This is a genomic window from Chryseobacterium sp. CH21 (genome assembly GCF_004119445.1).
Classification (GTDB): domain Bacteria; phylum Bacteroidota; class Bacteroidia; order Flavobacteriales; family Weeksellaceae; genus Chryseobacterium.
Genome location: NZ_QICI01000019.1, coordinates 1 through 24,927, shown reverse-complemented (window position 1 = coordinate 24,927; position 24,927 = coordinate 1). Strand labels below are relative to the sequence as shown.

The window sequence follows — 24,927 nt, the reverse complement described above, 5'->3', positions numbered from 1 at the left end:
AGAAAGGCTGCTTCTCGTGAAACAGCCCGTTATCTTTATAAGGATTTTAATTATCCGATCTCAATACCGTTTTCAACATTGCTGTCATCCGGTGTTACGAAAGATAATTTTCCGTCTGGTTTTGTTGTTAATAATAACATTCCCTGAGATTCAATTCCTCTGATCTTTCTTGGAGCAAGGTTCAGAAGGATCATCACCTGCTTCCCGATTAATTCTTCAGGAGTGAAACTTTCAGCAATACCGGAAACAACAGTTCTTACATCTACTCCTGTATCTACAGTAAGCTTTAATAATTTGTCTGCTTTTTCTACTTTTTCAGCTTCTAAAATGGTTGCTGTTCTAAGGTCTATTTTAGTAAAGTCATCAAATGTGATCTCTTCTTTCATAGGGTTTGCGTTAGGGTTTGTTTTTTTATTGTTTTGTTTTGTGTTTTCCAGCTTTTGGATTTGAGCTTCAATGACATCATCTTCAATTTTTGAGAAAAGAAGAGATGATTCGTTGATTTTATGCCCTGTTTCAATTAGCACCGATTGGTTTTCAATAGAGCTCCAGTCTTTCTTCTCAACATTGAACATGTTCAATAATTTGTCAGAGCTGAAAGGCATGAAAGGTTCGCATAACTGAGCTAAAGCAACAGCTATCTGTGCTCCAACGAATAAAGATTGAGCTGCTTTTTCAGGGTTGTCCTTGATGGTTTTCCAAGGCTCTTCTGTCTGAAGGTACTGGTTTCCAAAACGAGCAAGATTCATTAATGCAGTTAATGAATTTCTAAATTCATAATTTTCAAGGAATCCTGAGATTTCTTTTGCAGATTTACTTATTTCCTGTAGTTCAGGGCTGTTTACATCACCTTGTGGAACAACACCGTCATAATATTTGTGAATAAGAACAGCAACTCTGTTGATGAAGTTTCCAAAGATCCCTACCAATTCAGAATTATTCTTAGTCTGGAAATCTTTCCATGTAAAGTTATTATCCTTTGTTTCCGGAGCAGATGAAAGAAGAGCATATCTTAAAACATCCTGTTGTCCAGGGAAATCTTCCACATATTCATGAGCCCATACTGCCCAGTTTCTTGATGTTGAGATCTTATCATTCTCAAGGTTCAGGAATTCAAAAGCAGGAACATTAGCCGGCATAATATAATCTCCGTGCGCTTTCATCATCGAAGGGAAAATAATACAGTGGAAAACAATATTATCCTTTCCGATAAAATGTACCAGATCGCTGTCTGGACTCTGCCAGTAGTCTTTCCAGTCTTTTCCGTTTTTCTCCGCCCATTCTTTAGTGAAAGAAATATAACCGATAGGAGCATCAAACCATACGTATAATACTTTTCCTTCTGCATTCGGAAGAGGAACCGGAACTCCCCAGTTAAGGTCTCTAGTCATTGCACGAGGCTTAAGGCCGTCATTTAACCATGACTTCACCTGTCCGTATACGTTAGGCTTCCAGTCATCTTTATGACCTTCAATGATCCATTCGTTTAAAAAGTCTTCGTATTCATTTAATGGAAGATACCAGTTTTTTGTTTCTTTAAGGATAGGAACATTTCCGCTAAGCATTGATTTCGGATTGATCAGCTCAGAAGGAGAAAGGGTAGAACCACATTTCTCACATTGGTCTCCGTAAGCGTTTTCGTTACCACAATTAGGACATGTTCCTACAATATAACGGTCAGCAAGGAATTCTCCTGCCTGCTCATCAAAATACTGCTCAGAAATTTCTTCTGTAAATTTTCCTTTTTCGTATAAAACCTTGAAGAAATCCTGACTGGTTTCATAATGATTTTTAGACGTTGTTCTTGAATATTCATCAAATGAAATTCCAAGGTCTGAAAAAGATTTTTTAATGATCTCGTGATATTTGTCAACAATATCCTGAGGAGTTACTCCTTCTTTTTTAGCTCTTATGGTAATAGGAATTCCGTGCTCATCTGAACCACAGATAAACGCTACATCTTTTCCTAATCTTCTCTGAAATCTTGCGTAAACATCCGCAGGAATATAAACACCTGCCAAATGTCCTATATGAACCGGCCCGTTTGCATAAGGCAAAGCTGCCGTAATCATCTTTCTGTTTGACATTTATAGTAAAGTTTAAATGCAAAGATAAGGAATATCTGTCGAATACCGCTATTAGTGGCATTATTATGATCAAGAATGCAAATTTTAAGTGCTGAATATGAAATTAAGTTAAACGTTTGTTTAACATTATATTAATTTAAAACAAATATTATGCATAGCATAAGACGCTGTAAAATATTGGATCCTAAAAAACTAACTAAAATCGGTTTCGTAATATACATAATTTTAACTAAAATTATATTAAATTTATAATAATTCTAATTTTTTTTAAATTGCGAGTCTGGCTCTGGGCCAAAATATGACTGAAAAACGAAACTATAAAAAAATAAGATTGTGAAGAATTTTACAACAGTATTAAAAATTGCGCCCGCTTTTTTACTGGCCAGTACAGTATTACATGCGCAGACTAAAGACACTCTTTCTAAAGAAAAAAAAATAGATGAGGTAGTCTTGATTGGATATGGTAAGCAGAAGAAGACGGATCTTACAGGATCTATTTCTTCTGTAACATCCAAAGATTTTAATGGGGGAGCAGCCACTGCCGATCAATTAATTGTTGGTAAAACTCCTGGGGTACAAATTACGGGTAACAGCGGTGCTCCTGGTTCAGGTTCTACAATTAGAGTAAGAGGTGGTTCTTCATTCATTAATAATGATCCGCTAATTGTTATTGATGGTGTTCCTATTGATTTTAACAGTTTGAGTGGAGCAACGAATCCGTTATCATTGATTAATCCAAATGATATCGAAACATTTGATATCTTAAAAGATGCATCTTCTGCAGCTATTTACGGAAATAGAGCTTCAAACGGGGTTATTTTAATTACAACGAAAAAAGGTACCGCAGGTAAATTCAAAGTTAATTTCAATACTAATTTTTCTGTCTCCACTAAAATGGGTAATGTAGATGTTTTGGATGCTGATCAGTTTAGAAGTTTTGTGAATACTTTTGGAACAGGTGTTCAAAAATCTTATCTGGGTAAAGCAGATACTAACTGGCAGGATAAAATTTATCAACAAGCCTGGGGAACAGACAATAATGTTGCATTTTCAGGGGGGGTAAAAGGTTTGCCGTATAGAGTTTCTTTGGGGTACAATGAGCAAAACGGGATTGTAAGGACAAATGAATTCAGAAGAACCTCATTAGGTTTAAATTTTTCGCCTAAATTTTTTGATAATCATTTAACTGTTAATGGTAATTTTAAAGGAACTTTTTCTGAGAACAGGTTTCCAGATGCTGGAGCTATTGGAGCATCTATTTATTTTGATCCAACGCAACCTGTATATTCGGGGAATTCTAAATATGGAGGATATTACGAATGGTTAGATCCTGCGAACACTGCTACAGGTTTAAACGTAAATGGAACAAGAAACCCATTAGGTTTATTATATGGTAAAAGAGATATTTCATCTGTTTTTAGAGTCATTCCAAGTTTACAATTAGATTATAAGTTTCATTTCTTACCTGATTTAAGGCTGAATATAACAGGATCTTATGATTATGCAAAAAGTGATGGTTCTGTTAACACATACAAAGAGTACGCTCAGGGAATTGGAACTTTAGGATCTTATCGTTCATATTCGCAGGAAATTAAAAGTAAATTATTTGAATCTTATCTAAATTATGTAAAAAAGATTAATGCCATTAATACAACTGTGGATATTATTGGTGGTTACTCTTATCAAGACACAAGATCAATTACTCCGGAAGCTCCTACATATTATGGAAATGGTCAAAAAACCGATTTTTCAACTGCAGGAGATACCCAGAGAACATTACTGTCTTTTTATGCCAGAGGGATTTTTACGATAGCAGATAAGTATGTTATCAATGGTTCTATCAGAAGAGACGGTTCTTCAACATTCTGGAATGGAGCAGATAAAAACCAGTTATGGGGTAATTTTCCAGCAGTGTCAGTTGCATGGAAAATTAATGAAGAAAGCTTCTTAAAAAATATTTCAGCGATTAAATCATTAAAAATAAGAGCAGGATGGGGTAAAACAGGTCAGCAAGAAACAGGTAATTTCTATCCTGCATTTGGTTCTTATTCTTATAGTAATAGTAGTACTGCACAATACCAGTTTGGTAATAGTTTCTATACTTTACTTCGTCCAGATGTTTACAATCCAAACTTGGTTTGGGAAACAACTACTACTAAAAACTTAGGTTTAGACTTTGCTATTTTAAATAATAGAATTAGTGGTTCAATAGATTATTTTGATAAAAAATCTGAAAACCTTATTGCAAAAGTACCCACTTGGGCAGGTGATTTAAGTAACTTTAATATTAAAAATGTTGGAGTTATTGCTAATAAAGGTTTTGAAGCTAACTTGAATTTGATTCCTGTGAAAAATGAAACCGTAACTTGGGATGTAAATCTTAATGCTACTAGATTTAATCCTAGGGTTACAAGTTTATCTCAATATGTAGATTCATCATATAAAATTCAAGTGGGAACGCTTACTGGTATTAATAACTACATTCAAGCAATTACAGTCGGTCAGCCACTCAATGCATTTTATGTGTATCAACAAGTCTATGATAGTAATGGAAAGCCTTTAGAAGGAGTGTATTTTGACAGAAATGGTGATGGGAAATCTACTGAAGATGATAAATATTTCTACAAATCTCCAAATCCTGATGTAATCTTAGGCTTTTCTACAAAGGTAAGCGTGAAAAAATGGGAATTTAGTACATCGCTTAGAGCTGTTTTAGGGAACTACGTTTATAATAATTCTGCTTCTAATAGCTCAATTGCAAATATTCAGGCGAATAATTTCTTGAGTAATACAAATTCAAGTGTTTTAACAACACAGTTTGCTGCCACACAACTTTTCTCGGATATGTTCATTGAAGATGCATCATTCCTTAGAATGGATAATTTCTCGATTGCTTATAATGCAGGAGAATTTATGGGAAAAGGAACCAATTTAAGAGTAAATGCAATGGCACAAAATGTTTTGTAATTACAAAATATAAAGGCGTAGATCCTGAGGTATTTGGAGGAATTGACAATGGTTTCTATCAAAGACCGAAAGTGTATTCAGTAGGGTTTAACTTCCAATTTTAATCAACATGAAAAATAAATATTTATATAAAAAATAATTATAGGGTCTATTACTCTAGGGGCTCTATTTTTTGCAGGTTCTTGTACACAAGATCTTGAGAGAGAACCAAGTTTAGGATTAACAGCTTCTGTATTATACAAAGATTTTAATAATTATAAACCTGCTTTAGCTAAAATTTATGCAGGGCTGGCAATTGGAGGGCAGGGAGATCAAAATAATGCAGACGGAAATACGGATATAGGTGGAATTGATGGAGGTTTCTCAAACTATCTTCGTCAAATGTACAGTATGCAGGTTTTAACAACAGATGAAGCTGTTATTGCTTGGGCTGATTCAGGCCTTCCAGAGATGCACAATATGACCTGGAATGCTTCCAATCCGTTTGTTGCAGCAATATACTATAGAATATTCAATGTAATTGCGGTAAGTAATGAGTTTATTAAAAATACAACTGACGAAAAACTTTCTACAAACGGAATTACTGGAACTAATCTTACAGAAGCGAAATATATGCGTGCAGAAGCTCGTTTTCTAAGAGCTCAGTCGTATTATCATGCAATGGATCTATTTGGAAATGTACCAATGGTAACGGAGACTACTGATATTATTAATACACCTCCTCCAAGAATTGCCAGAGCAGAACTATTCAAATATGTAGAGTCTGAACTTTTAGCTTGTGCAAATGATCTTAAAGATGCAAGAAGTAATGAATACGGTAGAGCAGATAAAGCTGCTGCTTGGTCTTTATTAGCGAGATTATATCTGAATGCGCAAGTTTATACGGGTACAGCGAGATATACAGATTGTATTACTTACTGTAATAAAGTAATAAACGCAGGATATTCATTAAAATCAAACTATTCATCATTATTTATGGCAGATAATAATGTAAATAATCCTGAAGTTATTTTATCTGTAAACTACGATGGTACAAGTACAAAAACTTATGGAGGTTCAACTTTTATGGTACACGCTGCAGTAGGAGGATCGATGCCTGCTTCTCAGTTCGGAATCAATGGAGGTTGGGGTGGTATAAGAACTACAAAATCTTTTGTTAATCTATTTGCTGGTTCCCCAAGTGACCAAAGAGGAAATTTCTATACAAGTGGTCAAAGTTTAGAAATAAATAATGTATCAACATTTACAGATGGTTATGCATTTGTTAAATATAAAAATATAAAGTTTTCTAATGGTGCCCCTGGGTCAGATGCATCAGGTAATTTTGTTGATGCGGATATTCCTTTATATCGTTTAGCGGATATTTATCTTATGTATGGTGAAGCCGTTTCAAGAGGTGGATCAGGAGGAGATGCAGCCACTGCATTAGGATATGTAAATGCCTTAAGAACAAGAGCGGGAGGAGTTGCTGTTGCTTCAGTTAATACCGATTTTTTCTTAGACGAAAGATCTAGAGAAATGTCTTGGGAAGCAACGAGAAGAACCGACCTGATTCGTTATGGTAAGTTTACTTCAGCTTCATATCTGTGGCCTTGGAAAGGTGGTGTAAAAGATGGTAAATCAGTTGAAGATTATAGAAACTTATTTCCAATTCCTGCTAACGACATCGTTGCTAACCCTAATCTGGTTCAGAATCCTGGTTATTAATTAAAAACACTATTAAAATGAAAACTTTATTCAAAATATTAGCCCTGGTTTTTACAGGACTTTTAGTTTTTTCCTGTGAAAAAGACGAGGATCAGGCAGTTATTAATGAAACATCTGCAGGTAAGTTATCTGCTGATAAAAGTGCAATTGTGCTTAATGAGCTTAATGCTAATGTTGCTGTAATCACTTTTAACTGGACAAAACCTACATACAATATTTCCGTTGCTTCCAGCCAGCAATTAGAATTTGGATTGAAAGGAAACGGTTTCAAAAAAAGTGCTACCGTTGACTTTTCCAACGATATGACTTCAGGTCCTGTTACTAATGCTGCTATGAACGCTGCTATGTTCAGTATCGGAGCTGTTCCGGATGTTGTAAATGATATTGAGGTAAGATTAAAAACTTCTGTGGGGCCTGCAGCTTTTTATTCCAATGTAATAGCACTCAAAGTAACTCCTTATACTCCAAACCCGGATTTGGTATATCCTAAGATCAATGTACCGGGAAGCTATGCAGGGGCTGCAGGGTATGCAAACTGGACTCCGGGTAACTCACCTAATTTATTCTCTCCAGGAAAGAATGATGAGTACAGAGGATTTATCTGGATCAATACTGTTGCTGGTGCTGAAGATGGAAAATATAAATTTGCAATCAATGAAGACTGGCCTGGAAATAAAGGAGATGATGGAAGCAATTCTGGAAAATTGAAAGCAGATGGAGACAATATAAAAGCTCCTGCTGCAGGAACATACTACATTAAGGTAAACTGGGCTGCAAACACTTACTCTTCAGTTATTGCAAACTTTGGGGTAATTGGCGACGCAACGCCTACTGGATGGGGATCAGATACTGATTTTGTGTATAATCCTGTAACTAAGACTTTTGTGATCAATTCAATTGCTTTATCTACTACAGGAGTATTTAAATTCAGAGCTAATGATGATTGGGCAATGAAATTCCAGCCAAAAGATGCAGATCAGACTTTGGCTTCCGGAACTGCCGTTCAGTCTTATTTAAGTTCAGAGAACACAGTAACAGGAGATCCTGCATATAAAGTTTCACAAGCAGGTAATTATAAAATTGAACTGGATTTACACAATTCAGCATATTATAAGTTGACGATTACAAAATTATAAGAATATTGAGTTTATAAAAGCAAAGTGCTGCTTTCCCGCAGCACTTTTATCTATTTTTAAGTTAATTAAATAGTCATTATGAAGAAAATTACAGTTGGAGCGCTTTTGCTCTCAATGATGTTTACAGGTTTGAAAGCCCAATCTTTAAAATCTCCGGACGGAAAGTTTGAAATGAATTTTCAGCTGAAAGGAGGAATACCTTACTATAACCTGAAATACAATGGTGCAGTAGTAGTTGAAGATTCTAAATTGGGATTGAGATTATTTAAAGACACAGCCATAAAGTTTGCTTCTGAAATAGCCAAACCAGAAGATGCAAAATACGACCTGAACAACGGTTTTGCAAAAACAGATGAAAAAAGAGACTCCAAAAATGAAACCTGGCAACCGGTTTTAGGAGAAAAGAAAAACTATATCAATAACTACAATGAGCTGGCAGTTACCCTGAATCAGGCTTCTACAGACAGAAGTATTGTAGTGAAATTCAGATTGTTCAATGATGGTCTGGGTTTCAGATATGAGTTTCCACAACAAAAAAATCTTAATTATTTCGTAATCAGAGAAGAAGATTCTGAAATTGATTTCCCTACCGATATGAAGGCATGGTGGATGGTTGCAGATTATGACTCTCAGGAATACCAGTATCAGGAAACAAAAGTTTCTGAAATTCCGGCAAAATGGGATAAAGCATACGATGCCAATGCTTCTCAGTCATTGGTGAAAAATGCAGTTCAGTCTCCTTTGATGCTTAAAAAAGAAGGAAAAGAACCATTGTATATCAACGTTGCAGAAGCTGCAGTATTAGACTATCCGGCTTCACATCTTGAAGTAGATGCACAGAATTTTAAATTCAAAACGCATTTGACTGCCGATAGACAGGGAGCAAAAGGATACATTCAGACACCATCAGTAACGCCTTGGAGAACGATTATCGTAGCTCCGAAAGCAGAACAGGTGATGGATTCTAAAATGATCTTCAACCTTAATGAGCCTACAAAGTACACAGACACTTCTTACATTCACCCTACAAAATACATGGGAGTTTGGTGGGAAATGATCATCGGAAAATCACAATGGGCGTATTCCACCGCTGAAAACGTTCATTTAGGTAAAACTGATTTTGCGAAATTAACTCCAAACGGAAAACACGCAGCCAATAATACAAAAGTTAAAGAATACATTGACTTTGCTGCAGAAAACGGGTTCCAGGGATTGTTGATCGAAGGTTGGAACATTGGTTGGGAAGACTGGTTCGGACACTCTAAAGAATTTGTTTTCGATTTCATCACCCCTTATCCGGATTTTGATATCAAAATGTTGAATGAATATGCCCATTCAAAAGGAATAAAGCTGATCATGCACCACGAAACCTCAGGTTCTGCCACGAACTATGAAAGATGGGCAGACAAAGCATTCCAAACCATGAACAAATATGGGTATGATGCGGTAAAAACAGGATATGTAGGAGATATTATTCCTAGAGGTGAGCATCATTATTCTCAATGGACAATCAATCATTATTACAGAATTGCAGAAAAAGCAAATGACTATAAAATCATGGTCAATTCTCACGAATCTGTACGTCCTACAGGAGAAAGCCGTACCTATCCGAACTATATTTCTGCAGAAGCTGCACGTGGAACGGAATATGAAGCATTCGGAGGAAATAAGCCAGATCATCAGACGGTTCTTCCGTTTACAAGATGGATGGGTGGTTCTATGGATTACACACCAGGAATTTTCCAGACAAAACTAGACTATTATTTCCCTGGAGATAATCGTTTTGTAAAAACTACTCTGGTAAAGCAGTTAGCTCTTTACGTAACGATGTATATGCCGCTTCAGATGGCTGCAGACCTTCCTGAGAACTACAAAAAGCATATGGATGCCTTCCAGTTTATCAAGGATGTAGCAGCAGATTGGGATGATACAAAGATCTTATCTGCAGAACCTGGAGATTATGTCATCACGGCAAGAAAAGCAAAAGGGACTGAAAATTGGTTTGTAGGAGGTATTACCGATGAAAACAAACGTGATTATGCAGTAGACTTCTCTTTCTTAGACAAAGGAAAGAAATATGAAGCAACAATCTATGAAGATGGAAAAGATGCTGATTATATTGATAATCCTCAAAGCTATAATATCTATAAAAAAGAGATTACAAGTAAATCAAAAATTAATTTTAAAATGGCAAGAAGTGGCGGGTTCGCAATTTCTATTAAGCCGGTAAAATAATTTGAAGAGACACTAAGGTGCCCCGGTTCATCAGATATTGATGTTCCGGGGTATTTTTTTAATGAGAGATTATTTATCTCCTGCATGCTGATTCAGTGCTGAATATTGATATTCAGTTTCTGATGTTTGTTCTTTTACAGATGAGGTTCTGTTTTTTATCTTTTCTTTATATTCTTTTTGATATTGCTTTACCGTTTTTCCAGTACCATCATGTCGCCATCCCGGTGAATAAAAAAGATACTTTATACGATTTTTAAACGATAATCCCGGTTGTCTGATATCTTTTCCTATTCTTCTCCATTCATAGAAAAGCATGGTAGCGGGGTCTTTAGATTTAATTTTTGGATAAACCCCATATTTAACAGGTACTTCAGGGTCTTCTTTTTCGAAAGTTCCGAAAATTTTATCCCAGATAATCAGTCCCATTCCCATATTGCGATCCAGATACTTGATATTACAGGCATGATGTACCCTATGATGAGAAGGAGTAACCAGAATATATTCTAGAAATCCCATACTTTTAATGGATTGGGTATGAACAAAAGTACCATAAATCTGTATTGCAGAGTAGGCTACCAGAATATGCCAAGGATGAAATCCCATAAAAGCTAACGGAGAGAAAAACAGATATCTGTACAACGGCTGAAATACAGGACTTCTGAATCCTGTACTGATATTGAAATAATCAGAATTATGATGGGTAATATGTACCGCCCAGAAAACCCTTGAGTGATGATCTACGTAATGATGGACATAATAAGCAAAATCCTGAGCAAGGAATACCGCAATCCAATACCAGATACCTTCTTGCCAGTCGAAGATACGGTGATGGTAAAAGAACATCATGACAAACAACGAGAAACCTTTCATAATGATGTCTAATCCATAATTAAGCAAAGCAAAAAGAACATTGGTAGCTACATCTTTCGTCTCGTAAATCTTTTCCTTATTAAAATGACTGTAAGCCATCTCTATAAAAATAATCACAGCAAATACAGGAATAGTCCAGCTGTAAACAACGTCTGGTCCCTCTGTTTTGAACATATTACTGAAATCAAACATTTCTTTTTTCTGTAAAACTAGAAATAAAAAGGATGAAAAATCAATTTTCAGGATGAATTTTTTATGAAAAGTTTAAGTTTTTTCAAATGAAAATCTAAATAATGGGTTAAATTTTGAAAATTTATATTAATAGTGATAAAAAAGACGCTATGCGCTCCATTTTTGAATGGATATATGAAAATTTAATGCTAAATTGAACACTAATATGAAGACAATATACGCCGCATTAGCCCTTTCAATAGCTTCTGTCGCTTTTTCCCAAAAAACATTGGAAAGAGTAGAACCTGCTTTTTGGTGGAAGGGAATGAAAAATCCAGAACTTCAGATTCTTGTTTACGGAAAAGACATTGCCCATAACGAAATTATACTTTCGGATGGAATTCAGATCAAAGACATCAAGAAAGTAGAAAATCCGAACTATGTTTTTATTACAGTCAATACCAACGAAATAAACATTCCGAAGTTTACTATCAATATTAAAAAAGATAAAAAAAACATCGGTTCTTATATTTATGAACTTAAGCAGAGAGAATCAGGTTCTGCCAACCGGGAATCTTTTACCTCAAAAGATGTGATGTACCTGATCATGCCAGACCGTTTTGCTAATGGTGATGAGAAGAATGACTCGAAACCTGAACTTACAGAAAAAGCAAACCGAAGTCTGCCTAATGGAAGGCATGGTGGAGATCTCCGTGGTATTATAAACAATCTGGATTATATTCAGAATCTTGGAGCTACAGCAGTATGGCTTACCCCTGTAAATGAGGATAACGAAAAAGTATATTCTTATCATGGCTATGCCCAAACCGATCTGTACAAAATAGACGGCCGCTACGGTACCAATGAGGAATACAAAACTTTATCTCAGGAGCTGAACAAACGAAAAATGATGTTGGTAATGGATTATGTAACCAACCATTGGGGGAGTTCACACTGGATGATCAAAGATCTGCCATCAAAAGACTGGATACACTGGTTCGATGAAGGAGAGAATGGATTTAAACGTTCCAATTATAAAACGACAACACAATTTGACATTAATGCTTCGGATATTGATAAAAAATCTGCGCTGGACGGATGGTTTGACAAAACCATGCCGGATATCAATCAGAAAAATCCACTAGTTTTAAAATATCTGACTCAAAATGCCATCTGGTGGATAGAATATGCCGAACTGGGAGGGTTTCGTGTAGATACCTATCCTTATAATGATAAAGATGCGATGGCAAAATGGGCAAAGGCAATTACTGATGAATATCCGAAATTCAATATCGTAGGCGAAACCTGGTTGTATACAGCCGCACAAATTGCAGCATGGCAAAAAGATTCCAAAGTGGGGGAGATTGCAGGATACAATTCAAACTTACCATCGGTAATGGATTTTATGCTGTTTGAAAATATGCCGAAAGCCCTTAAAGAAAAAGAAGGGTGGGACAAAGGTATGATAAGGATTTATGATACTTTTACCAGTGATTTCCTATATCCGGATCTTAAAAATCTTTTAGTTTTCTTCGAAAATCATGACACCGAAAGATGGAACGAAATCTTTAATGCCAATCCGGATGCTTATAAAATGGCAATTGCCCTGATTTCAACAGTTCGGGGAACTCCGCAAATTTACTACGGATCAGAAATAGGAATGCGTGGCGATAAAAATGCCGGAGGAGATGCCGATATCCGCAGAGATTTTCCGGGTGGCTGGAAGTCTGACAAACAAAATGCTTTCCTGCCATCCGCTCAGACTCCGGAACAGAAAGAATTTTTTCAGTTTACTCAAAAATTACTGAACTGGAGAAAAGGTAAAGATGTGATTCATAACGGGAAAACTAAAAATTTCGTTCCTCAGGATGGTGTCTTTGTTTATTTCAGATATAATGACAAAGAAAGTGTAATGGTAGTGATCAACAATAAAGAAAAAGATCAGACATTAGACCTGAAACGTTTTGCTGAATCTCTTAAAGGATTTACAAAAGGAAAAGAAATTATATCAGGAAAAGAAATATCATTACAAAATACTATGAATATTTCTGCAAAAACTCCGTTGATTATTGAACTCGAAAAATAATTATTATACATGAAAAAACTAACGACAGTTTATACGCTAATCCTATTTGTACTGGGATTTTCTATACTCACTGCACAATCAAAAAATACATTTGAGAAAGAAAAATCAGAAATCAGTACCATGCTTGATGCGTTCAATGTAGCTGCTGCAAAAGCGGATTACAATACTTATTTCAATTTCTTTGCAGATGAATCAACCTTCATTGGAACAGATGCTACCGAAATCTGGAATAAAAAAGAATTCATGGTGTGGGCAAAACCTTATTTTGATAAAAAGAAAACCTGGAATTTTAAGGCTCTTAAAAGAAATGTTTATTTCAATAAAGATGGAAAACTGGCGTGGTTTGATGAGCTATTGGATACCCAAATGAAAATTTGCAGAGGTTCCGGTGTGGTAGAAAAAATCAACGGAAGCTGGAAGGTAAAACAATATGTTCTTTCCATGACGGTTCCTAATGAAGTGGTAGATAAAGTGGTTCCTGAAAAAGCCCCTATCGAAGATGCATTAATTCAAAAACTGAAGTCATAATGGCAATAATGATGGGGAAATATGATACTGGGAAGATAGGAAAAAGGAAAAAACCGGACTTATCGATGCTCCAGATTATCAATATGAGCATGGGATTCCTGGGAATTCAGATGGCATTTGGTTTACAGAATGGAAATGCGAGCCGTATTCTTGGGAATTTAGGAGCTGATGTTCACGAATTATCCTGGTTCTGGCTGGTGGCTCCTGTTACAGGTTTGATTGTTCAGCCTATTATCGGTCACATGGGTGATAATACATGGAGTCCGCTGGGAAGAAGAAAGCCTTATTTCTTAATTGGGGCTGTTTTGTGTGCCATCGGTCTGGTTTTACTTCCAAATGCTGCTTCTGTTACCCAGATGTTTGCAGCTAATGCTCTTTTATTAGCCGTAATATTTCTGGCTATGATGGATGCTTCAGTGAATATTGCAATGGAGCCTTTCAGAGCCCTGGTGGGAGATATGCTCCCAAAACATCAGGGTACCATAGGATTTTCTGTACAAACTATTCTGATCGGAATTGGAGCGGTATTGGGTTCATATCTACCGGATTGGTTAACAAAAATGGGGATTTCCAATGAAGCACCAGAAGGGTTTGTAGCAGATAATGTCATTTATTCCTTTTATATTGGTGCAGCTTTGCTTATCATATCAATTCTGTACACCATTATGACAACCAGAGAGTATTCCCCACAGGAGTTTGCTGATTTTGAAGATGGAAAAGAAGGAGAACAACATAATTCCAAGTTTTCAGATATCTTCAAAGATTTTGCTGCGATTCCTATACAGATGAAAAAGCTGGGAATTGTTCAGTTTTTCTCATGGTTTGCATTGTTTACCATGTGGGTATTTACCACCAGTGCATTGGCAACCCATCATTTTGGACTTTCTCCGGAAGATACCCATTCCAAAGCATTCAATGACGCAGGAGACTTAACAGGAAAGCTCTTTGGGATGTATAATCTTTGGGCAATCCCGTTTGCCTTTCTGTTGACGCCTATAGCTAAGTTTATTGGTAAAAAACAGACTCATGCCTTAGCTTTATTGTGTGGAGGTTTGGGGCTTGTTTCAATGTATTTTATTAGAGATGTCAACAACCTATGGATTTCAATGATCGGATTAGGTTTTGCCTGGGCTAGTATTCTGGCAATGCCTTATGCTATGCTTATTGAGGTGATTCCACAACGAAAAATGGGTGTTTATATGGGCATATTCAACTTCTTTATTGTGATTCCGCAGATCATCAATGGTTTATTCGGAGGCCCTATTGTAAGTGGTGTTTTTGGAAAGCAGGCTATGGATTATGTTGTTGTAGGTGGTGTTTGCATGCTGATTGGAGCTGTAGTAACGATGATTTTTGTAAAATCAGAAGATGAAACGCCAAAGGAAATTGAAGAAGAAATCAAGCAGGTGCATTTTTAAATTAGAAACTAGAAGTTAGAGGTTAGAAATTAGTAATGTAATCTGTTTTGAAATTAATTTAAAATTGCATCATACAATTCAATAGGAGCGGGCTTTAGCCCGTTTTCTCTTTCCATATTTATTGATCGGCTTTAGCCAAAACCTATCTTTTTTTGCAATTTTTTTTAAAAAACCAAAATTATTTATCATGAAGCTTAATTTTTTAAATAAACTTTTTCCTTCAAACAAAAAAAGTAAGAAGCAGAAAAATGAGGCTATTGTTGAAGATCTTGATGATACTGGGTTTACTGAAGAAGAATTACTTCAGGAAGAATTGCTTCAATATGGTGAACATGTGAATTTCTATTATACCAATATTATAAACTCACTGATTCTTTATACCTATAATGTAGACCAATTGGATGAGATGGCTCCCATTTTAATAGACCCATTGGCAGAACTGTATGAAGAACTTGATTATGCATTCCTCCCTGTTTTATTTGATACCATTTTCAGAAATAAACTCATTGACGAATCTTTTAAGGAAGACCTTCTGAATTTTAAAAAGAAAGTAGATGATATCCCTGTAGAAATTTGGGACTGGGACTTTTTAGATCACCATGAAACATGGAAAAATATAAGACTTGAAGCCGAAATTCTTTTAAATAAACTCAGTGTCGAAACAAGAACTTATAATACAGATTATACCACCATTATTTTTAAAAAATAAATTTCAATTTTTAAATCTAAAATATCAATAGGAATGGGCTATTATCCTGAGCGTAGTCGAAGGGAGCCCGTTTTTCTTTTAGAAATTAATCAATTGGCTTTAGCCAAAACTTAAAATCTATCCTTCGTATACTTATTAGTTTTTTTGATCTTCAGAATATCATAATCTCCCACAGATTTTCACAGATATCGCAGATGCTTGCACTTATTTAATCATCGCAAGAAAAAATATCCAGTATAAAATTTTATCACAGATAAAATCCTTGCGCCTTAAAAACATATTGAAAAAAATCGCGTCTTTGCGTAATCCAACCTATAAATGACCTTCACTTTATGAGCTCTCTCACCCCTTTTTACTTCTCCAATTTCCTTTCTTAACCTACATCAACTTTTTAACCACCCACATCCCGTACATTTGTACTATAAATAATCACAGAAAATGAAAACAGTATATCATAAAGCAGATTCAAGAGGCCATGCCAACCACGGATGGTTAAATTCATACCATACATTCAGTTTTGCCAACTATCAAAACAGAGACAGAACAAACTTTGGCGTTTTAAGAGTATTGAACGATGACACCGTTTCTCAGGGAATGGGCTTCGGAACACACCCGCACAGAGACATGGAAATTATTTCAATTCCTTTGGAAGGAGATTTGGAACATAAAGATTCAATGGGAACCACAGCGGTGATCAGAAAAGGAGAAATTCAGGTGATGAGTGCAGGAACAGGTGTCATGCACAGCGAATACAATAAAAATAAAGATGAGGAAGTAAAATTCCTTCAGATTTGGGTGTTCCCGAAAGAACAGAATGTTGAACCAAGATACGATCAGAAAAGTATCAAAGAAGGAGAAAAAATAAATGGATTCCAGCAGATCCTATCTCCTAATAAAAATGATGACGGAGTTTGGATTCATCAGGATGCATGGTTCAATCTGGCCAATTTTACAAAAGGAAACGGTAAAAATTACATGCTCAACAAAAAAGGAAACGGAGTCTATGCATTCGTATTAAAAGGAAGTGCAAAAATTGGAGACCGTGTCCTGAATGAAAGAGACGGATTGGGAATCTGGGATACTCAGAGCTTTAATATCGAAGCTGTGGAAGACACTGAAGTCTTATTAATGGAAGTCCCAATGGAATTGCCAGCTTATCTTAAATAAAAAACTAAATTTGTAATCTTAAAAATAAACCTCACATATGAAAATCTTAGCAATAGCAGGAAGCAACTCAGAAGTTTCAATGAACAAACAGTTGGTTGCCTACGCATCAACATTATTTGAAAATGCAGAAGTAGAAGTAGTGGATCTGAATCCTTTCGAAATGCCCATCTACAAACATGAAAGAGAATTAGCGGGAGGTGTTCCTCAGGAAGCCCACGATTTTGCCTCTAAAATTGACGGTGCTAATGTATTGTTGGTAGCTTTGGCAGAACACAACGGAACCTATTCTACAGCATTTAAAAATGTGTTCGACTGGGTGTCTAGAATCAAAGACAGAACAGTTTGGAATGAAGTGCCCATGTTATTGATGTCTACATCTCCCGGAGGTAGAGGTGGAGCAGGTGTTTTGGAAGCAGCATCAAAGCGTTTCCCTTTCCACGGAGGAAATGTGGTGGAAACTTTTTCTCTTCCTTTCTTTAATGATAACTTTGATAAAGCAGCTCAAAAAATTTCTAACGAAGAGAAAATCAATGAGTTGAAAGAGAAAATCAAGAAGATTGCGGCTATTGAAACCATCCTTGAAAAATAGAATTTGAATATTCATTTAAAATTACTATTTTTGCAAAAAGAAAAGAGATGAAAATTCAGACCTCCTATAAACAATGTTTTTCTCATAAAGGGAAAATTGTGGGCTCTGAAATTCTGAGATAAAATAACGGCCGATAATCTGAAAAGATTGTCGGCTTTTTTGTTTTCTAAAATCAAGTATAAAAGTAATTGAAATATTAAAAGATAAGAAGACGCCAGAAGCAGTTACTAGATCATAAATAGTATGAAATCTGAAATCCGATATCTAAAAATCTAAGCAGACATGAGCAACACTTACAAATCAGCAGGAGTAGACAAAGAAGAAGGATACAAAACGGTTGACAAGATCAAAAAAGCGGTCGGTGAAACCCACAATTCCAATGTACTGAACCACTTGGGGAGTTTTGGTGCTTTCTATGAAATCGGTGGATACAAAAATCCGGTTCTTGTATCAGGAACAGATGGAGTAGGAACAAAGCTTAAAGTAGCTTTAGATACCAAAAAATATGATTCTATCGGAGTAGATTGTTTCGCAATGTGTGCCAATGATATTCTTTGCCACGGAGCAAAACCTTTGTTCTTCTTAGATTATCTGGCTTGCGGAAAACTTGATTCAGAAATTGCTGCAGAAATCGTTTTAGGAATGGTTGCCGCTTGTAAGGATAACAACTGTGCTTTGATTGGTGGTGAAACTGCTGAAATGCCGGGAATGTACCAGCCTGGAGATTATGATGTTGCAGGATTCTGTGTAGGAATTGTAGAAAAGGACCAGATTATTGACGGCTCTACCATCAAAGCAGGTAACAAAATTATTGCATTACCAAGCTCAGGATTCCACTCAAACGGATTCTCTTTAGTAAGAAAAGTATTCCCTAATTTCGAAGAAGAATTTGAAGGAAAACCTTTATATGAAACTCTTTTAGTTCCTACAAGACTATACTATAAAGATATTCATAAAGTATTGGAAGAAGTAAAAGTAAGCGGAATTGCTCACATCACAGGAGGCGGCCTTTATGAAAATGTTCCAAGAATTATTCCTGAAGGACTTTGTGCTTCTATTGACGAATCAAAAATCAGAATTCCTAGCGTAATGCTTGAGCTTGAAAAGAGAGGAGGAGTGAAACGTGAAGAAATGCACGGAACATTCAATATGGGTGTAGGGATGGTAATCGTTGTAGATGCTGAACATGCTGAAAAAGTATTACACCTTTTAGATGATGCTTACGAAATCGGAGAAATCACTGAAGGAGCAGAGAAAATTGATTTGAAATTTTAAATGACATCAGATTTCAGACCCTAGACATCAGACGGTAAGTCTGTAATCTTAAATCTGACATCTAACATCTGAATAATGAAGAACATCGTTGTACTCGTATCCGGTTCAGGAACCAATCTGCAGAGAATCATTGATACTATTGATTCCGGAGAAATCCAGAATGCACAAGTAAGTTTAGTTGTAGCTGACAGAGAATGTTTCGGACTGGAAAGAGCAAAGAATCACAATATAGAAAATATACTGATTCCGAGAGGAAAGAATTTCAGCAGTGAATTGGCTAAAGTAGTCCCTGAAAATACAGATTTGATCGTATTGGCAGGATTTTTATCCATCTTAAAATCTGAATTCTGTGAAAACTGGAATGGTAAAATAATCAATATTCATCCCGCCTTGCTTCCGAAATTTGGAGGAAAAGGAATGTGGGGAATGAACGTTCACAATGCAGTCATTGAAGCCAAAGAAGTAGAGAGTGGGGCGACTGTACATTTTGTGACACCAGGTATTGATGAGGGAGCACCTATTCTTCAGAAAGCTTTTGAAGTAACTGCTGAAGATACTCCTGAAACCCTGGCTCAAAAAGTTCACCAGATTGAATATGAAATATTTCCAATAGCGATCAATAAGGTCCTGGGAAATTAATTCCTTTCCTTTGGAAGGGTGTCAAAAATTTTTAATTTTTGACAGGAAAATAGAAAAATCTAAGTAAAATAAAAGTAAGTTCGGAGGTGAAAGACCCGGACACAGTTTGAAATAGCTGTAAAAAGTAAAAAATCGAAAGTAAAATGAGTAAAAAGAGAGTTTTAATCAGTGTTTCTGACAAAAGTGGATTAATAGAATTCGCACAGTTTTTGGAAGCTCAGAATTATGAGTTGATCTCTACAGGAGGAACGTTCAAACATTTGAAAGACGCTGGTTTAAATCCTATTCAGATTGATGAGGTAACCAATTTTCCTGAAATGCTGGACGGAAGAGTGAAAACTTTACACCCGAAAGTTCACGGAGGATTGCTGGCTGTTCGTAACAACGAAGTGCATATGAAAACCGTTCAGGAGCACGGAATTGATCTGATTGACATGGTGATCGTAAATCTTTACCCTTTCTTTGAAAATGTAAACAAAGACATTTCTTTACATGAAAAAGTAGAGTTTATCGATATCGGAGGCCCTTCAATGCTTCGTTCTGCAGCTAAAAACTTTGATTCTGTAACGGTAATCACTGATGTAGAAGATTATGCAGCCGTGAAAATTGAAATGGAGCAAAACGGAGATACCTACATCGAAACCCGTAAAAAGCTTGCAGGAAAAGTATTCAACCTTACCTCTGCGTATGATGCAGCGATTTCCAGAATGCTTTTAGATGAAGAATATCCTACTTATTTGAATGCTTCTTATAAAAAAGTAGCTGATTTAAGATACGGTGAAAACCCTCACCAGACAGCAGCTTACTACGTTTCTACTTTCGAGAACGGAGCGATGAAAGACTTCGAACAGCTTGGAGGTAAAGAACTTTCTTTCAACAATCTTCGTGATATGGACCTTTGCTGGAAAGTAGTCACTGAATTCAAAGAAGAAAAGGCTTGTTGTGCCGTAAAACACTCTACCCCTTGTGGAGTTGCCATCGGAACTTCAGCGTTGGAAACTTATCAGAAAACATTTGAATGTGATCCGGTTTCTATCTTTGGCGGAATTGTTGCAATGAACTATAAAATAGATGCAGCTACAGCTGAAGAATTAAATAAAACGTTCCTTGAAATTGTAATGGCTCCTGAATTTGATGAAGAAGCCCTTGAAGTTTTAAGAAAAAAGAAAAACCTGAGAATCATCAAAATCGTAAACCCTGTTTCAGACAAACAGACTTGGGTGAAAGTAGACGGAGGGATCCTTGTTCAGGATAATGACCTTCATTTCTCAGATGATATCAAAGTAGTAACTGAAGTACAGCCTACAGAAGAACAGAAAAAAGCATTACTTTTCTCTCAGAGAGTTGTGAAATATGTGAAGTCTAATGCAATCGTAGTTTCCAACGGAATTCAGGCATTCGGTATCGGTGGCGGTCAGGTAAACAGAATCTGGGCGACTCAGCAGGCTATCGAAAGAGCAAAAGAAAAATTCTCAGGAGATTTAGTACTCGCTTCAGATGCATTTTTCCCTTTCCGTGATGTGGTAGATTTCTGTGCTCAGGAAGGTATCAAGGCGATTATTCAGCCGGGTGGAAGTGTAAAAGATCAGGATAGTATTGAGGCTGCCAATGAGCACAATATTCCAATGATGTTTACAGGAGTTAGACACTTTTTCCACTAATTAAAATAGAATTAAAAAATAATTAGGGATTGTATTTTTAGCATTCAAAATTATATATTTGTAAAATAGACTAGATAATAATATAAAGTATGAGAATATTAATCATAGGTGAAGGCGGTAGAGAATCTGCTTTAGCGGCAAAGCTTCAGAATGACTCAAGAATTTCTAAAATGTTTTTTGCCAACGGGAATGCTACTACCGATGTAATAGGGAAAAATGTTCATTTATCGGAAATCAAAGAACTTAGAGATTTCGCCATTAAAGAAAAGATTGATCTTACAATTGTAGGTCCGGAAGCTCCTCTTGTAGCGGGTATCAAGGACGAATTTAAAAAGCACGATCTTAAAGTTTTCGGGCCTACCCAAAAAGTAGCAAGCCTGGAAGGAAGTAAAGCTTTCTCTAAGAAATTTATGCAAACCTATGATATCAAAACAGCTAAAGCTGTCGTATTTGATTCATATAACGAAGCTATAGAGTATGTGAAAACACAGCAGTATCCTTTAGTAGTTAAAGCAAGTGGTTTAGCTGGAGGAAAAGGGGTGGTAATCTGTGATACTCTGGAAGAAGCTGAAGCTACGATCCACGACTTCATGATCAGAAGAATCTATGGAGATGCTGGTATCCGTTTAGTTATTGAAGAATATTTACAAGGTTTTGAAGCGTCTATCATTGCTTTCTCTAACGGAGATAAATTATTTCCATGTGTAGCAGCAAAAGATTATAAAAAAGCTGGAAACGGAGATACAGGACCTAATACAGGAGGTATGGGTTCCATCGCACCAAGTCCGGAATTTACTCAGGAGCACTACGCAGATTTTGAGAAAAATATCTTAGAACCTACTATTAAAGGGCTTAAAGCTGAAGGTTTCGGATTTAAAGGAATCATCTTCTTCGGATTGATGGTAACGAAAAACGGAGCTTACCTTTTGGAATACAACATGAGATTCGGAGATCCTGAAACTCAGGTATTGATGGCGCTTATGGAAAACAATCTTTTGGATGTGATCCAGGATTGTATGGAAGGAAAAGACATTCAGCTTAAATTTAAAGACGAAAAAGCAATTTGTCTTGTAATGTGTTCGGGAGGGTATCCAAGAAACATCGAAACAGGTTTCGAAATTACAGGAGAAGATAAACTGAAACATAGTAAACTATTATATGCAGGAGCAATCAGCAAAGGAGACAAAGTGGTTTCCAATGGGGGTAGAGTTCTGAACATTGTAGCTACAGGAGCTACTTTCGAAGATGCCCGCAAAAAGGTTTACGAAGATGCAAGTCACGTACATTTCGATTACGGCTTCTACAGAGAAGACATCGGAAAGTTTTAATAAAAATCACGAAAAAAGATTTGGAGCCATTCCAAGTCTTTTTTTGTAAGACAGTTAATAATTAGAAGTTAGACGCTAGAGGTTAGAAATTAGTTGCTGAAAGTGAAATTAGGAAGTTTTTTCCAAGCCAGAAGCCATTAGCCATTAGCTCTATCATTTATCAATCATCATTTATCAATTATCAAAAATGAACAACGGTATTATTATTTTAGATTTCGGATCCCAGTACAACCAGCTTATCGGAAGAAGAATCCGTGAGATGGGGGTATACTCTGAGATCTTGCCTTACAATACACCATTACAAGATATTTTAGCAAAACAGCCAAAAGGAATCATCCTTTCCGGTGGACCAAGTTCTGTAAATGCAGACAATGCCCATCTGGTTGAAAAAGCTTTATACGAACAGGGAGTTCCAGTGTTGGGAATCTGTTACGGAATGCAGATGACAGCTCACCTTTTAGGTGGTAAAGTAAACAAAGGAGAAAAAGGAGAATATGGTAAAGCAAACTTAGAAATCGTTAAAGAAAGCTCTTTATTAAAGGGAGTTACTCAGAATTCTGTAGTTTGGATGAGTCACTTTGACGAAGTAGGAGAATTGCCTGCAGGCTTTGAATTAAACGCAAAATCAGGAGTAATTGCTTCTATCGCTAACGAAGAAAGTAAAATCTACTGTGTTCAGTTCCACCCGGAAGTTTCTCATACGGAAGAAGGAGCAAAAATGCTTGAAAATTTTGTTTTCGGGATCTGTAATTCAGAGAAAAACTGGAAACTGACCAACTATATTGAAAAAACAGTTGAGGAAATCCGTGAGAAAGTAGGAGACAACAAAGTAATCCTTGGACTTTCCGGAGGGGTAGACTCTTCTGTAGCCGCTGTTTTAATCCATAAAGCAATCGGTGATCAGTTAACTTGTATCTTCGTAGATACAGGATTATTGAGAAAGGATGAAGGTAAGAAAGTAATGGATCAGTATGGAGAACATTTCCATATGAACATTAAAATGGTGGATGCTCAGGATAGATTCCTTTCAAAACTAGCTGGGGTAGATGATCCTGAAGCGAAGAGAAAAATCATCGGAAACGAATTCATCCATGTTTTTGACGAAGAATCTCACAAAATTGAAGGTGCAAAATTCTTAGCTCAGGGAACCATTTATCCTGACGTTATCGAGAGCCAGTCTGTCAACGGACCATCTGCAGTAATCAAGTCTCACCATAATGTTGGAGGACTTCCTGAAGATATGGAATTCGAATTATTAGAGCCATTAAGAGAGCTTTTCAAAGATGAAGTAAGAAGAGTAGGAGAAGAATTGGGTATTCCTCATCATTTAGTATACAGACACCCTTTCCCTGGACCTGGATTAGGAATCAGAGTATTGGGAGCGGTAGATGCTGAGAAAGTAAGAATCCTTCAGGAAGCTGATGATATCTTCATCGAAGAATTATACAAAAATGACCTTTACGAAAAAGTATCTCAGGCATTTGTAGTCCTTCTTCCGGTAAAATCTGTAGGAGTAATGGGAGACGAAAGAACTTACGAATACACAGCGGTAGTTCGTTCTGCAAACACGATCGACTTTATGACAGCAACTTGGAGCAGACTTCCTTACGAGTTTTTGGATACTGTTTCAAGCAGAATCATCAACGAAGTAAGAGGAATCAACAGAGTAGCTTACGATATTTCAAGCAAACCACCTGCAACAATTGAGTGGGAATAATTTTTGACTTGAATTTTAAATATAAATCCTGCCCGTTTTGGACTGCCCCCAAAAAGTTAGACACTTTTTAGGGGCATTTTTTATGTATAGAAAAGAAAAATTTAGCGTTGCTTTCAAATTAGAATGTATTAATCTTCACAAAACTTCTCATCATTCGATTGGATCTATAGCAACAGAGAAAGGATTTAATGAAAGCAATCTGCGTAAATGGATTGGTTTTTATAACAAATACGGAATCTCGGGGCTACAACCGAGAAAAAACAAGAGCTATTCTCTGAGTTTCAAAGTTAAAGTTCTAAAAGCCATCGAAACAGAATGTATTTCACAAAGGGAAGCATGTATACGATTCGATATCGCAGCTCAGTCTACCGTGTTGAATTGGCAAAGGGATTACGAAAAAAGAGGTATTTTAGGGTTAAAGAATAACCCCAAAGGAAGACCCTGTATTATGAGTGATCACAAGCGTAAGAAAAGAAAGTCCGATAAGCCATTGACCAGAGAAGAAGAGCTTTTATTGGAAAACGAAAGACTTCGGGCTGAAATTGATTTTCTAAAAAAGTTAGACGCCTTAACTCTCAAAAAGAACAAGCAGAGGCCATCGAAGGATTAAGGCAAAAATATGCCCTGTCACTCCTGT

The 24,927-nt window shown here is 36.4% G+C and carries 18 protein-coding genes; 16 read left to right on the top strand and 2 right to left on the bottom strand.

The features are described 5' to 3' along the window. Nucleotides 1-50: 50 nt before the first annotated feature. On the bottom strand, nt 51-2,087 hold the full coding sequence (gene metG / locus BOQ62_RS02475) for a methionine--tRNA ligase (RefSeq protein WP_129036834.1): 2,037 nt from the start codon (nt 2,085-2,087) through the stop codon (nt 51-53). 333 nt (nt 2,088-2,420) lie between these two features. Between metG and BOQ62_RS02470 the strand changes: the two genes are divergently transcribed. The 4 genes from BOQ62_RS02470 to BOQ62_RS02455 all read left to right on the top strand — a co-directional run bounded on the left by BOQ62_RS02470 (nt 2,421) and on the right by BOQ62_RS02455 (nt 10,132). Next, the gene (locus BOQ62_RS02470; protein WP_317127351.1) at nt 2,421-5,054 is read left to right on the top strand and encodes a SusC/RagA family TonB-linked outer membrane protein; all 2,634 of its coding nucleotides are present in this window, start codon (nt 2,421-2,423) and stop codon (nt 5,052-5,054) included. A gap of 390 nt (nt 5,055-5,444) precedes the next feature. Further along, complete coding sequence (locus tag BOQ62_RS02465) at nt 5,445-6,761, top strand: RagB/SusD family nutrient uptake outer membrane protein (RefSeq protein WP_228413597.1); 1,317 nt, start codon at nt 5,445-5,447, stop codon at nt 6,759-6,761. Between the two features lie 17 nt (nt 6,762-6,778). Continuing rightward, nucleotides 6,779-7,897, top strand: a complete 1,119-nt coding sequence (locus tag BOQ62_RS02460; protein WP_129036830.1) for a SusE domain-containing protein — start codon at nt 6,779-6,781, stop codon at nt 7,895-7,897. A 78-nt stretch (nt 7,898-7,975) separates the two neighbouring features. Continuing rightward, entirely contained in the window at nt 7,976-10,132 is a 2,157-nt protein-coding gene (locus BOQ62_RS02455) for a glycoside hydrolase family 97 protein (protein ID WP_129036827.1), read from the top strand. 69 nt (nt 10,133-10,201) lie between these two features. Here the strand turns inward: BOQ62_RS02455 and BOQ62_RS02450 are convergent, their stop codons facing one another. Further along, on the bottom strand, nt 10,202-11,194 hold the full coding sequence (locus BOQ62_RS02450) for a sterol desaturase family protein (RefSeq protein ID WP_129036826.1): 993 nt from the start codon (nt 11,192-11,194) through the stop codon (nt 10,202-10,204). A gap of 205 nt (nt 11,195-11,399) precedes the next feature. Here BOQ62_RS02450 and BOQ62_RS02445 point away from each other — a divergent pair, with 205 nt between their 5' ends. The 12 genes from BOQ62_RS02445 (at nt 11,400) to BOQ62_RS02390 (ending at nt 24,900) form a co-directional block, all read left to right on the top strand. Further along, a complete protein-coding gene (locus BOQ62_RS02445) occupies nt 11,400-13,259 on the top strand; it encodes a glycoside hydrolase family 13 protein (RefSeq protein ID WP_129036824.1) in 1,860 nt (619 codons plus the stop codon). A gap of 9 nt (nt 13,260-13,268) precedes the next feature. Continuing rightward, a complete protein-coding gene (locus BOQ62_RS02440) occupies nt 13,269-13,787 on the top strand; it encodes a nuclear transport factor 2 family protein (protein ID WP_129036822.1) in 519 nt (172 codons plus the stop codon). After that, complete coding sequence (locus BOQ62_RS02435; RefSeq protein ID WP_129036820.1) at nt 13,787-15,205, top strand: MFS transporter; 1,419 nt, start codon at nt 13,787-13,789, stop codon at nt 15,203-15,205. The genes BOQ62_RS02440 and BOQ62_RS02435 overlap by 1 nt, the downstream gene beginning before the upstream one ends. Nucleotides 15,206-15,392: 187 nt before the next feature. After that, a complete protein-coding gene (locus BOQ62_RS02430) occupies nt 15,393-15,914 on the top strand; it encodes a hypothetical protein (protein ID WP_129036819.1) in 522 nt (173 codons plus the stop codon). A 438-nt stretch (nt 15,915-16,352) separates the two neighbouring features. Continuing rightward, nucleotides 16,353-17,081: a pirin family protein gene (locus BOQ62_RS02425; protein ID WP_129036818.1), complete on the top strand. Its 729-nt coding sequence runs from the start codon at nt 16,353-16,355 to the stop codon at nt 17,079-17,081. Nucleotides 17,082-17,118: 37 nt separating this feature from the next. Further along, the gene (locus BOQ62_RS02420) at nt 17,119-17,670 is read left to right on the top strand and encodes an NADPH-dependent FMN reductase (protein WP_129036817.1); all 552 of its coding nucleotides are present in this window, start codon (nt 17,119-17,121) and stop codon (nt 17,668-17,670) included. 282 nt (nt 17,671-17,952) lie between these two features. Further along, nucleotides 17,953-18,945, top strand: a complete 993-nt coding sequence (gene purM, locus BOQ62_RS02415) for a phosphoribosylformylglycinamidine cyclo-ligase (RefSeq protein ID WP_129036816.1) — start codon at nt 17,953-17,955, stop codon at nt 18,943-18,945. A 75-nt stretch (nt 18,946-19,020) separates the two neighbouring features. Next, a complete protein-coding gene (gene purN / locus BOQ62_RS02410) occupies nt 19,021-19,584 on the top strand; it encodes a phosphoribosylglycinamide formyltransferase (protein WP_129036815.1) in 564 nt (187 codons plus the stop codon). Between the two features lie 143 nt (nt 19,585-19,727). Beyond that, entirely contained in the window at nt 19,728-21,245 is a 1,518-nt protein-coding gene (purH, locus tag BOQ62_RS02405; protein WP_129036814.1) for a bifunctional phosphoribosylaminoimidazolecarboxamide formyltransferase/IMP cyclohydrolase, read from the top strand. Between the two features lie 89 nt (nt 21,246-21,334). Beyond that, entirely contained in the window at nt 21,335-22,573 is a 1,239-nt protein-coding gene (gene purD / locus BOQ62_RS02400; protein WP_129036813.1) for a phosphoribosylamine--glycine ligase, read from the top strand. A 169-nt stretch (nt 22,574-22,742) separates the two neighbouring features. Then, nucleotides 22,743-24,290 (top strand): glutamine-hydrolyzing GMP synthase, encoded by a 1,548-nt coding sequence (guaA, locus tag BOQ62_RS02395; RefSeq protein ID WP_410494171.1) that lies wholly within the window; start codon nt 22,743-22,745, stop codon nt 24,288-24,290. 82 nt (nt 24,291-24,372) lie between these two features. Further along, nucleotides 24,373-24,900 (top strand): helix-turn-helix domain-containing protein, encoded by a 528-nt coding sequence (locus tag BOQ62_RS02390; RefSeq protein ID WP_129036811.1) that lies wholly within the window; start codon nt 24,373-24,375, stop codon nt 24,898-24,900. Nucleotides 24,901-24,927 lie beyond the last annotated feature (27 nt).

Coding starts and splice junctions, on each gene's coding strand:
- metG (WP_129036834.1), bottom strand. CDS start 2,087: ATGTCAAACAGAAAGATGATTACGGCAGCTTTGCCTTATGCAAACGGG.
- BOQ62_RS02465 (WP_228413597.1), top strand. CDS start 5,445: ATGCAGGTTTTAACAACAGATGAAGCTGTTATTGCTTGGGCTGATTCA.
- BOQ62_RS02460 (WP_129036830.1), top strand. CDS start 6,779: ATGAAAACTTTATTCAAAATATTAGCCCTGGTTTTTACAGGACTTTTA.
- BOQ62_RS02455 (WP_129036827.1), top strand. CDS start 7,976: ATGAAGAAAATTACAGTTGGAGCGCTTTTGCTCTCAATGATGTTTACA.
- BOQ62_RS02450 (WP_129036826.1), bottom strand. CDS start 11,194: ATGTTTGATTTCAGTAATATGTTCAAAACAGAGGGACCAGACGTTGTT.
- BOQ62_RS02445 (WP_129036824.1), top strand. CDS start 11,400: ATGAAGACAATATACGCCGCATTAGCCCTTTCAATAGCTTCTGTCGCT.
- BOQ62_RS02440 (WP_129036822.1), top strand. CDS start 13,269: ATGAAAAAACTAACGACAGTTTATACGCTAATCCTATTTGTACTGGGA.
- BOQ62_RS02435 (WP_129036820.1), top strand. CDS start 13,787: ATGGCAATAATGATGGGGAAATATGATACTGGGAAGATAGGAAAAAGG.
- BOQ62_RS02430 (WP_129036819.1), top strand. CDS start 15,393: ATGAAGCTTAATTTTTTAAATAAACTTTTTCCTTCAAACAAAAAAAGT.
- BOQ62_RS02425 (WP_129036818.1), top strand. CDS start 16,353: ATGAAAACAGTATATCATAAAGCAGATTCAAGAGGCCATGCCAACCAC.
- BOQ62_RS02420 (WP_129036817.1), top strand. CDS start 17,119: ATGAAAATCTTAGCAATAGCAGGAAGCAACTCAGAAGTTTCAATGAAC.
- purM (WP_129036816.1), top strand. CDS start 17,953: ATGAGCAACACTTACAAATCAGCAGGAGTAGACAAAGAAGAAGGATAC.
- purN (WP_129036815.1), top strand. CDS start 19,021: ATGAAGAACATCGTTGTACTCGTATCCGGTTCAGGAACCAATCTGCAG.
- purH (WP_129036814.1), top strand. CDS start 19,728: ATGAGTAAAAAGAGAGTTTTAATCAGTGTTTCTGACAAAAGTGGATTA.
- purD (WP_129036813.1), top strand. CDS start 21,335: ATGAGAATATTAATCATAGGTGAAGGCGGTAGAGAATCTGCTTTAGCG.
- BOQ62_RS02390 (WP_129036811.1), top strand. CDS start 24,373: ATGTATAGAAAAGAAAAATTTAGCGTTGCTTTCAAATTAGAATGTATT.